The organism is Halomonas sp. QHL1 (assembly GCF_001882345.1).
In the GTDB taxonomy this organism is placed as follows: domain Bacteria; phylum Pseudomonadota; class Gammaproteobacteria; order Pseudomonadales; family Halomonadaceae; genus Vreelandella.
Genome location: NZ_MINL01000001.1, coordinates 622,553 through 633,692 on the forward strand (window position 1 = coordinate 622,553; position 11,140 = coordinate 633,692).

The 11,140-nt window shown below is 53.8% G+C and carries 9 protein-coding genes; 4 read left to right on the top strand and 5 right to left on the bottom strand.

The annotated features are described in order from the left end of the window. Positions 1 to 7: 7 nt before the first annotated feature. From rsxA to QHL1GM_RS02825, 5 genes are all read right to left on the bottom strand, one after another. Positions 8 to 589 (bottom strand): electron transport complex subunit RsxA, encoded by a 582-nt coding sequence (gene rsxA, locus QHL1GM_RS02805; protein ID WP_071693121.1) that lies wholly within the window; start codon positions 587 to 589, stop codon positions 8 to 10. A gap of 175 nt (positions 590 to 764) precedes the next feature. Beyond that, complete coding sequence (gene metG / locus QHL1GM_RS02810; protein WP_071693122.1) at positions 765 to 2,801, bottom strand: methionine--tRNA ligase; 2,037 nt, start codon at positions 2,799 to 2,801, stop codon at positions 765 to 767. 104 nt (positions 2,802 to 2,905) lie between these two features. Next, on the bottom strand, positions 2,906 to 3,187 hold the full coding sequence (locus tag QHL1GM_RS02815) for a hypothetical protein (RefSeq protein ID WP_071693123.1): 282 nt from the start codon (positions 3,185 to 3,187) through the stop codon (positions 2,906 to 2,908). A 101-nt stretch (positions 3,188 to 3,288) separates the two neighbouring features. After that, a complete protein-coding gene (locus QHL1GM_RS02820; protein WP_071693124.1) occupies positions 3,289 to 4,470 on the bottom strand; it encodes a 1-acyl-sn-glycerol-3-phosphate acyltransferase in 1,182 nt (393 codons plus the stop codon). 81 nt (positions 4,471 to 4,551) lie between these two features. Next, positions 4,552 to 5,481: a recombination-associated protein RdgC gene (locus QHL1GM_RS02825; protein ID WP_071693125.1), complete on the bottom strand. Its 930-nt coding sequence runs from the start codon at positions 5,479 to 5,481 to the stop codon at positions 4,552 to 4,554. Between the two features lie 141 nt (positions 5,482 to 5,622). Here QHL1GM_RS02825 and QHL1GM_RS02830 point away from each other — a divergent pair, with 141 nt between their 5' ends. From QHL1GM_RS02830 to pheA, 4 genes are all read left to right on the top strand, one after another. Beyond that, positions 5,623 to 6,057: a thioesterase family protein gene (locus QHL1GM_RS02830; protein ID WP_071693126.1), complete on the top strand. Its 435-nt coding sequence runs from the start codon at positions 5,623 to 5,625 to the stop codon at positions 6,055 to 6,057. 152 nt (positions 6,058 to 6,209) lie between these two features. Further along, the gene (gyrA, locus tag QHL1GM_RS02835) at positions 6,210 to 8,951 is read left to right on the top strand and encodes a DNA gyrase subunit A (RefSeq protein WP_071693127.1); all 2,742 of its coding nucleotides are present in this window, start codon (positions 6,210 to 6,212) and stop codon (positions 8,949 to 8,951) included. Further along, positions 8,935 to 10,038: a 3-phosphoserine/phosphohydroxythreonine transaminase gene (gene serC / locus QHL1GM_RS02840; protein ID WP_071693128.1), complete on the top strand. Its 1,104-nt coding sequence runs from the start codon at positions 8,935 to 8,937 to the stop codon at positions 10,036 to 10,038. Before gyrA ends, serC begins: the two co-directional genes overlap by 17 nt. Positions 10,039 to 10,043: 5 nt before the next feature. Next, positions 10,044 to 11,135 (top strand): prephenate dehydratase, encoded by a 1,092-nt coding sequence (gene pheA / locus QHL1GM_RS02845; protein ID WP_071693129.1) that lies wholly within the window; start codon positions 10,044 to 10,046, stop codon positions 11,133 to 11,135. The last annotated feature ends 5 nt before the right edge of the window (positions 11,136 to 11,140 follow it).

The window sequence follows — 11,140 nt, forward strand, 5'->3', positions numbered from 1 at the left end:
GCTGCCTTCATCCCTGCACCAACCCTGAAAACCCTAAAAATGCTAACGACATAAGGCTGGCGGTAACCATAGCAATCGCGGCACCTTGGAAGGGTTTGGGAATATCCGCCCCCGCTAAACGTTCACGTATGGCGGCAAACAGCACCAAAATAAGCGAGAAGCCTAGCGCTGCGCCCAATCCATACAGGGTGGTGTGAAAAAAGCTTAACTCACGGTTTAACGACAGCAGCGCTACCCCCAATACTGCGCAGTTAGTGGTGATAAGGGGCAGGAAAATACCCAGCACCTGATGTAGCAGCGGACTCAACTGGCGCACCATGATTTCGGTAAACTGCACCACGGCGGCGATCACCACGATAAAGCTGATGGTGCGCAGATACGTGACATCCAGTGGTACAAGCAAACCGTGATAAACCACGAAACTAGCGGCCGACGCCAGGGTCAGCACAAAGGTAGTGGCCAGGGACATGCCCATGGCCGACTCCAGTTTATTAGAGACACCCATAAATGGGCACAGGCCCAGAAACTGAACCAGTACGAAGTTGTTGACCAGAGCAGTGCTGATCAAAATGATAAATAGCTCACTCATGGCTGCATATTTTGCGAAGAAAAGGCGGCGCTGGCTAGTGGGAGGTAAGGGAGTTTGATGTTTGAAACACCTGTGCAGTGAGAAGTTTGAATAACAGAGCCGCTTTTATAAAAATGCAAAGGGCAGAGCGCTTTGAGTCTCTGCCCTTTAACTTGCTTACCGCTTACGCGGTGGGTTAAGTAACCCGCTGGCCAGGTTCTGCCCCCGTGTCAGGGGAGAGCAGGTAGATACCATCTTCGTTGGCAGAGGCCAACACCATGCCTTCCGATACGCCAAAGCGCATTTTGCGCGGTGCCAGGTTGGCGACCATAACCGTTAAGCGACCTTCTAATGCTTCCGGAGCGTAGGCGGAACGAATGCCGGAGAAGACGTTGCGGGTTTCGCCACCTAGATCGAGGGTCAACTGCAGCAGCTTGTCGGCGCCTTCGACGTATTCGGCTTTGGCAATGCGCGCAATGCGTAGATCGACTTTAGCAAAGGCAGCAAAGTCGATTTCCTCGGCGATAGGCTCTTCCGACAGCGGGCCTTTGGGGGCTTCTTTCAATTTTTGCTCTTCCACGAGATCTTCCTTCGACGCTTCAATCATGGCATCGATCTTATCGCGTTCAACGCGGGTCATCAGCGGTTTGAACTTGTTGATCGAGTGATCGGTGAGCACGCTTTGACGCGTGTGCCAGTCCAACGACTCAACGTTAAGAAATGCACGGGCCTCTTCAGCCATGGCGGGTACCACAGGGGCCAAATAAACCATCAACTGGCGGAACAGGTTAATGCCTACCGAGCATATTTCCAGTACTTCGCCATCGCGCCCATCCTGTTTTGCCAGGGCCCAGGGCTCTTTATCAGCAATGTAGGTATTGGCCTCGTCCGCCAGTTCCATAATTTTGCGCATTGCCCGGCTAAATTCCCGGGCTTCAAAGTCTTCGGCAATATCATCACCGGCGGCAATAAAGCGGGCGACCATCTGTGGCTCAGCGCAGTGGCTTGAGAGACTTCCACCGCCGAGTTTTTTAACAAAACCGGCGCAGCGGCTGGCAATGTTAACCACCTTGCCGACTAAATCTGAATTTACCCGTGCGGCAAAGTCTTCCAGGTTTAAATCCAAATCATCAACTTTGGATGTAAGCTTCGCGGCGAAGTAGTAGCGCAAGTATTCAGGATTCAGATGATCGGCGTAGGTAGCGGCTTTAATAAAGGTACCGCGGGATTTCGACATCTTGGCGCCGTCTACCGTCAGGAAGCCGTGGCAGTTGACGGCCGTGGGCGTGCGCAGGTCAGCGCCATGCAGCATGGCGGGCCAGAACAGCGCGTGGAAGTAGACGATGTCTTTGCCGATAAAGTGGTATACCTCGGCGTCGGAATCCTTGTTCCAGTAGCTGTCGAAGTCGATACCTTCGCGGTCACAGAGATTTTTAAAGCTGGCTAAATAGCCGATCGGCGCATCCAGCCAGACATAGAAGTACTTGCCTGGAGCGTCGGGGATTTCGAAGCCAAAGTAGGGCGCGTCGCGGGAAATGTCCCACTCGTTAAAGCCGGACTCAAACCACTCCATCAGCTTATTGCGGATTTGCGGCTGAACGTGGCCGTCGTCAATCCAACGCTGCAAAAAGTCGGCAAAGTCGGGCAGCTTAAAGAAGTAGTGAGTCGAGGTGCGGACTTCTGGCGTGGCACCGGAAATAGCCGAAACAGGATTAATTAAGTCGGCGGGGGTATAGGTAGCGCCGCATTTTTCGCAGTTATCGCCATACTGGTCATCAGCGCCACATTTAGGGCAGGTGCCTTTAATAAAGCGATCGGCTAGAAACAGACCTTTTTGGGGGTCAAACATCTGCTCAATATCGCGAGTGGCAATATGGCCTTTATCCCGCAAGCGCTTGTAAATCATTTCGCTGAAGTGGCGGTTTTCATCGGAGTGGGTCGAGTGGTAGTTGTCGAACCCGACACCAAAACGGGCAAAGTCCGTTTGGTGATCGTTGGAAACCCGTTCAATCAGCGCTTCAGAGGTAATACCTTCCTGTTCCGCACGCAGCATAATGGCGGTGCCATGGGCGTCATCGGCACACACGTAGTAGCACTGTTGGCCACGGCTTTTCTGGAAACGTACCCAGATATCAGTCTGGATGTACTCAAGTAAGTGACCGAGGTGAATGGCTCCGTTGGCGTATGGGAGCGCGCTAGTCACCAAAATGTTGCGCGTGGCGGTAGTAGACATGGTGAAGGTTAATTCCGAGTGAATAAGGGTGCCGATCAGGCGATAACATAAAAGACGGCGAAGTCGCTAAACGCTTCGCCGATACCGTTACTTGCTAGCAACGATTAATAAAGCGCTTGCTCTTCTTGAACGACTTCACGCAGTAGTTCTAAAAAGAGCTTATCAGCCTCAGAGTGCTCAGCAGGGTCTTCGGGTATGTGCACACTGGTGGTGTCTGAAATTTCGTTGGCAATCCGAGCCATAACCGCTGGGCTATTGCCTTCGGTTAACTGCTGCCTGGCAATCACAAGGGATTGCTCAAGAATTTTTGGGTCTTGCAGCAATTTGCGAATAAAGCCACGTAGCTCATTGATGACACGTGTTTTCTGGATTTCTGAACCGGACATAGGAGTCTCCTTAGGATCGCGATTGACGACAGCGCCAAGCGAAACCAATCAATGCGTTGACCATAGCATTTTTTCTGCCAACGGGCATGAGTTGCACGGCATTAAACCGTCAGGCGACCGGCCTTGTGTTTAACAGGGTTCGCGTACTGGGCAAGCCAATAAGGGCGCAAAGGCTCAGGCACTTCGGCAAGCCGGGCATTAAAACGTTCTCGGTCCTGTCGAGTGATGGCTTTGCGTGCCACTAGCTCTGGGGCTTCTCCCAACGCTTCTAAGGCTAAATAGTGACTGGGGAACAGGCGATAGCCGCCAATCACCTGGCGGTCAATCTCAGCCGCCACTTCGTCGGGCGTGGCCATATCAGAACCCACTGGCGTACCAAAATGCAGCCGCACGCGCCCTTTGGAGCCGGTAATGCCCGCGACAATAGAGCGAATATCTTCAAATTCACTCTTGGCGTAGCTGCCCTGGGTATCGATATCGTGCAACTCCTGGGCTTTTTGCACGTCGCAGGGGTCGTATTCATAGCTAATCGATACCGGCACCAGTTTCAGTTCGGCAATCGCCTCACCAAAGACCATGTCCCGTTCTGCGGCTCGCCTGGCCATGATCAACATTTTGATGATGGCGGGCTCAGTGTGGTCGATGCCGTTCTTGGCGCGACCTTCGCGTTGGGCCATCCAAATAGAGTGCTGGTCTTCAGTAATAGTGTGGCGAATATAGGCGGACAGCTGCTGATAAGCCGCCAGCATGGCACGCTTGCCCCGCGCGCTGCGCGGCACTATAAAGCTTTTATTAAGCCGCATTAGATCGGTGACATAGGGCTTCTTAAGCAGGTTGTCACCGATAGCGATACGTACCGTGTCACGGTTCGCTTGATATAGCGCATAGTTAACGAACGCGGGATCCAGAGAGATATCGCGGTGATTGCCAATAAATAGATAGGCGCCGTTAGGGTCGAGTTTGTCGAGGCCAGTGACTTCAAACGCATCCGTGGTGGTGCGAATCATGCGCTCCATGTAATGGGCAATGCGCATTTGGAACTCATAAACGGATGAAACACCTTTGACTTCGCGCCGTACGGCACGGCTGGCAAAAACACGCGCCAGAGAGGGTGCCCAGCGTGCCATGCGCGGCAGCCGGAAACGGGTCAGCGCATCCAGCAGCTCGTTGTCACGTGAGAGTCTGGCAAGTACATCGGCCACTTCATGATCCATAAAGGGCCGAATGTCGGCCCACGGGTCTGTCTCAGTAGAAGCGTTGGTAGCGTTATTTTGATGAGTCATGCGAACCGTTGGATGATAAACCATGGGTGATTAGGAATAAGTATCGATTAATAGCATCAGGGCCGAAGGGCTATAGAGCCCTTATTGCGCCGCGGGTTCCCGCTGCGTTTCGCCGCCAAGCCACTCTATCAAGCGCGGTATGTCAGCGGATAGCGCTTGCGCCATTAAAATAAAGTCTGTTTCCAGACGGGCAAGCGCATCGTCACCGTCGTCAGCGTGATCGGCTTCTTCAATTAAGGCATCGCCAAAACGCAACGATTTCAGCGCCAAATCATCGTGTAGCACAAAGCTTAACCGGCCTTCCAGGCTAACAGCGAGTTTGCTGGCTTGGCGGCCGCTCTCAAGCAGTTGCTGAATTTCATCGCTGTCTAAATCGACCTGACGGGCGCGCAGCACACCGTCATCGCCTTTGGCTTTGAGTTCAACCTGATCACCTAGTTGTAGATCGGCAGGGCGGCTAGCCACATCACCCAGCCAGGTGGTCATGGCACGGATAGGCAGCGTCTGTGAACTCAGCGGGGTAACTTTTAAGCTGCCCAGGGTTTCGCGCAGCAAATCCAGAATGTCTTCGGCGCGGGTGCGCGAGCTGGCATTGATACCGATCATCTGGCTATTGGTATCCCACCAAAGATCAATTTTCTGGCTACGCACAAAAGCGCGGGGCAATAAATTTTCGGTTACCTGCTCTTTTAACGCGGTCTTCTCTTTGCGGGTCACTTTGCGGCCTTCGCTGGCCTCAATATCTGCAACCTGCTCATCGACTTCTTCTTTAACAACAGAAGCGGGCAGAAGGCGTTCTTGGCGCAGCGCCGAAAGCAGCCGATGCGATTGAATTTCGTGAACGAGTTGCCCGCCGCCCATACGTCCAGCGGGTGCGGTCCAGCCCAAGCGGCGTGCATCAGCGTTGCCGAGTGGTTTGGCGGCATGCTCTTTTAAAGCGCTAGCGAGCTCATCGCTGGATAAAACGGGCGCGTCGTGCAGGCGGTATAAATGCAAGTGCTTAAACCACATGGGGCCAATCCTGTTCAAAAGGTGGCACATTATGGCGAAAGCGGGGCATTCCTACCAGCGGCTGCCACCAATCGTCTCTGTTGCACGTGTTTCAAACTTGTGTTTGATTGAGTTGTTGCCAATCACTATAGAGGAGTCGATATGAGTACATCGCTGTCACGGGTTCAGTTACGCGTTCGAGGCTATCACTTAGATGGCTACGGGCATGTGAATAACGCTCGCTACCTGGAATTTATGGAAGAAGGGCGCTGGGATTTTTTTGATCAGCACCCAGAGATGATCAAAGAGCTCCATCAGGCCGGGCGGGCATTCGTCGTCGTCAATTTGAACATTGATTATCTGGCCGCTGCCCGCCAAGGGGATGACTTGGAAGTGCTGACTGGAATCATCGACGTCGGTGAGCGAAGTGGGCTCTGCCACCACCGTATTGTGCGTAAAGATGGCACTGTCATTGCCCGGGCCGATTTAACCTTCGTACTGCTCGATATGCGCGCCAATAAGGCCGCTGCAATCGAGGGAGAGGTGCGTGAGGCGTTAGCCGCGTTAACCTTGGGTAAAGAGGCATTTAGCGCTTAAACGGCTTTGCTGAGCTCCCTGGCTGCCCTTGCTGCTTTTGCGGTGGTATGATGGCGGAGTATTTGCGCGCCGCTCTGTGGTAATTACAGGGCGGTGTTTACCAGCGCTTTCAACTCTCGCAGTGCCAATGCAGTGCAAAGGATCTGACTTTCATGGGTGACATCGCCAGAGAAATCTTGCCCGTCAATATTGAAGACGAGCTTAAACAGTCGTATCTCGACTATGCGATGAGCGTCATTATCGGCCGCGCGCTTCCAGATGTGCGGGATGGCCTTAAACCGGTTCACCGGCGTGTGCTGTTTGCCATGCATGAACTGGGTAATGATTGGAATAAACCGTACAAGAAGTCGGCGCGTGTCGTCGGCGATGTCATCGGTAAATATCATCCGCACGGTGATAGCGCGGTATACGACACCATCGTACGTATGGCGCAGCACTTTTCGATGCGTCATGTGCTGGTCGACGGCCAGGGCAACTTCGGTTCAATTGATGGGGATAACGCGGCTGCCATGCGTTATACCGAGGTGCGTATGTCGCGCCTCGCCCACGAACTACTGGCTGACTTGGAAAAAGATACTGTCGATTGGGTGGATAACTACGACGGTACTGAACGTATTCCAGCGGTATTGCCTACTAAAACTCCCAATTTGCTGATCAACGGTTCATCGGGCATTGCGGTGGGCATGGCAACCAATATTCCACCGCACAATATGCGTGAAGTGATTGACGGCTGCTTAGCGTTAATCGACGACTACACGCTGACGGTGGATGACTTGATGGAGTACATCCCCGGGCCTGATTTCCCCACCGGGGCGATCATCAATGGTCGCGCGGGTATCTTGTCGGCATATCGTACCGGCCGTGGGCGTATTTACGTGCGCGCCTGCCATACCATCGAACATCATGATAAAACCGGTCGCGATCACATTATTATTAGTGAGCTGCCGTATCAGGTGAACAAAGCGCGGTTAATTGAAAAGATTGCCGAGCTGGTGAAAGAGAAGAAGATCGAAGGCATCGCTGAGCTGCGCGATGAATCGGATAAAGATGGCCTGCGCGTGGTCATTGAAGTTAAGCGCGGCGAGTCCGGCGAAGTAGTGGTCAATAACCTGTTTGCCCAAACGCAACTGCAAAACGTGTTCGGGATTAACATGGTGGCGCTGGAAAATGGCCAGCCACGCACCCTCAATCTTAAAGAGATGCTGGAAGCCTTTATTCGCCACCGGCGCGAAGTGGTTACCCGGCGCACGCTGTATGAGCTGAAAAAAGCCCGTGAGCGTGGGCATCTGTTGGAAGGCTTGGCTGTTGCCATTTCGAATATCGACGAAGTGATCGAGCTGATCAAAGCCTCGCCCAATGCGGCAGAGGCTCGTGAGAAGCTGCTCGCCAAGACTTGGCAGCCTGGCCAAGTAACCGCCATGTTGGAGCGAGCCGGGGCTACTTCTTGCAAGCCAGAAGAGCTGGAAGAGGGCTTTGGATTAAACACTGCGGCCACCTCTTATCGGCTTTCGCCCGCCCAGGCGCAGGCGATCCTTGAGTTACGTCTGCATCGCTTGACGGGCCTTGAGACCGAGAAGCTGCTCGACGAATACTTGAATATTCTTGAGAAAATTGCCGAGCTAACCGAGATACTGGCGTCTGCTGATCGCTTGATGGAAGTGATTCGCGAAGAGCTACACGCCGTGCGTGACCAGTTTGGCGATGACCGTCGTACTGAAATTCAGGCAAGCCACCTGGATCTTTCGATTGAAGACTTGATCGCCGAAGAAGACATGGTGGTCACCGTGTCGCGCTCTGGTTACGCCAAAACGCAGCCGCTGTCGGATTACCAAGCCCAGCGCCGTGGCGGCCGCGGCAAGTCTGCCACCGCCATGAAAGACGAAGATGTGATTGAGCACCTGCTGGTGGCGTCTACTCACGACACCGTGCTGCTATTCTCCAATCGCGGCAAAGTGTACTGGCTGAAAGTGTATGAAATGCCCAACGCGAGCCGTGGCTCGCGTGGCAAGCCTCTGGTGAATATGCTGCCGCTGGAAGAGGGCGAAGCGGTTAACGCCATCTTGCCGGTGCGCGACTACAATCCTGATAACTATATCTTCTTTGCCACGGCCAAAGGTACCGTCAAACGTACTAGCCTTGAGCAGTTCTCGCGGCCGCGCAGTGTCGGTCTTATTGCGATTGATCTGGAAGAGGGTGACCGCTTAGTGGGCGCTGCCATTACCACCGGTAATGATCATGCCATGCTGCTGTCGTCTAACGGCAAGGCCATTCGCTTTGAAGAGGGCAATGCCCGCGCCATGGGTCGTACTGCCCGCGGCGTGCGGGGTATGCGCTTAGCGGGTGATGCTGAAGTGATTAGTCTGATCATTCCTAAGAGTCAGCAGATCGACGCCGAAGCGGATGCCGAAAATGAAGCGCAGGATTCCAGCCAAGAGAGCGCTGCCGCCGAAACGACTGATGGTCAAATCTACATTATGACTGCCAGTGAGAACGGTTACGGTAAGCGCACGCGCCTGGAAGAGTTCCCGCTCCGTGGTCGTGGTGGTCAAGGTGTTATCGCCATGCAAACCAGCGAACGTAACGGTTCGCTAGTGGCAGCCATGCAGGTTTATGACAGCGATGAAATGATGCTGATCACTGACCGTGGCACGCTAGTGCGTACCCGTGTGGAAGAGGTCTCGACCACATCACGGAATACCCAGGGCGTAATGCTGATTCGTCTCGGCAAAGAAGAGAAGCTGGTCAAGACGGTACGCGTTGATGAGCCGGAAGAGAGCGATGAGCTAAGCAGTGTTGAAGAAGCTGGTCTTGAAGAGAGCAGCCTTGAAGACGCGCAGGCGAATGAAACATCCGATGACGCACAGGAACCGGGGACTGATGACACGTCACTATAATTTCTGCGCAGGGCCCGCGGCCCTGCCATTCGCTGTGTTGGAGCGCGCCCGGGAAGAGCTGCTGGACTACCAGGGGCGCGGTCTTTCCGTGATGGAAATGAGTCACCGCAGCGATGAGTTTATCGGCATTGCCGAGCGCGCAGAGGCTGATTTTCGTCAGCTTCTAGGCGTGCCGGATAATTATAAAGTGCTGTTCTTGCAGGGCGGTGCCAGCCTGCAGTTTGCCATGCTGCCGATGAACCTTTTGGGGCAGGGCGGTAGCGGCAACTTTATTCAGACCGGCATCTGGGGCAAGAAAGCGCTCGCTGAGGCGAAGCACCTTGGTTTTGATTGCCATGTGGCCGCCAGCAGTGAGCCCAATGGTCATACGGCGGTGCCTGCACGTGATGCGCTTCAGGTAAGCGCAGATGCTGCCTATTTGCATTACACCTCTAACGAGACGATTGGAGGCTTGGAATTTGACTATATGCCGCATATTCAGCGTGCCGATGGTGCTAGCGTGCCGTTGGTCTGCGATATGTCGTCAAATATCCTCTCTGGGCCGATCGATGTTAGCGAATTTGGCGTGATCTACGCTGGGGCACAGAAAAATATTGGCCCCGCCGGATTAACGCTGGTGGTCGTGCGTGACGACCTGTTAGGCAAAGCCCAGGCCAATATTCCTTCGCTATTTGATTATCAAATGCTGGCGGAAGCCGGTTCGATGGTCAATACGCCGCCCACTTACGCTTGGTATTTAGCCGGGCTGGTATTCCAATGGCTGAAAGACGATATCGGTGGGCTGGCAGCGATGGACGCTATCAATCAGCGTAAAGCCGATAAACTTTACGCGGCGATTGATGGCAGTGAGCTTTATAGTAACCCAATTGCTAAAGCCAACCGCTCGCGGATGAACGTGCCTTTTGTATTAGCCGATTCAGCGCTGGATAAAGCGTTTTTAAAGCAGGCCGATGCGGCGGGGCTGCTTAATTTAAAAGGTCACCGCAGCGTGGGCGGTATGCGTGCCAGCCTTTACAACGCGGTGCCTGAGTCTGCGGTAGATGCACTGATTGCATTTATGGCCGATTTTGAAAAAACAAGGGGCTAACCACCATGTCCGACACGTCGATCAATCTGGATGAGCTGCGCCAGCGAATCGATCAACTCGATAGCGATATTCTGAATCTGATCAGCGAGCGTGCCAGCTGCGCCCAGCAGGTGGCTCACGTTAAGTTGTCCGAAAATAAAGATGCAGTGTTCTATCGCCCCGAGCGAGAGGCGCAGGTACTGCGGCGCATTATGGCGTTGAATAAGGGGCCGCTGGATTCAGAAGAGATGGCGCGGCTGTTTCGCGAAATCATGTCGGCGTGTTTGGCGCTTGAACAACCGGTTAAAGTGGCCTACTTGGGCCCTGAAGGCACCTTTACGCAGCAGGCGGCGCTCAAGCACTTTGGTGAAAGCGCCGTGAGTTTGCCTATGGCAGCCATCGACGAGGTGTTTCGTGAAGTAGAGGCGGGCGCCGTGCATTACGGCGTTGTCCCGGTGGAAAACTCCACCGAAGGGGTGGTCAATCACACCCTGGACACCTTTATGGACTCCTCGATTAAAATTTGTGGCGAAGTCGTACTGCGTATCCACCACCATTTATTGGTCAGTGAAACGACCCGCCGCGATAAAGTCTCGCGTATCTACTCGCACCCGCAGTCTTTTGCCCAGTGTCGCAAATGGCTGGATGCTCACTATCCCCATGCGGAGCGCGTGCCGGTTTCCTCTAACGCTGAAGCGGCCAAATTAGTCAAAACCGAGTGGCACAGTGCGGCGATTGCGGGTGATATGGCGGCCAAGCTTTATGGCCTTGACCATATCGCTGAAAAAATTGAAGACAGCCCCGATAACTCAACGCGGTTTTTGATCATTGGCAACCAGGATGTGCCCATGGCGGGAGAGGATAAAACCTCTATTGTGGTTGCCATGCGCAACCAGCCGGGGACGCTGCATGCCTTGTTGGAGCCGTTTCATCGCCACCAAATTGATTTAACGCGCCTTGAAACGCGTCCTTCGCGTACCGGTGTGTGGAACTACGTCTTTTTTATCGATTTTAAAGGCCATCGTGATGAGCCCAAAGTTGCCGCAGTGCTTGAAGAGGTGCAGCTGCGGGCGGCGGATCTACGCGTGCTGGGTTCCTACCCCATAGGCGTGCTGTGACGTTA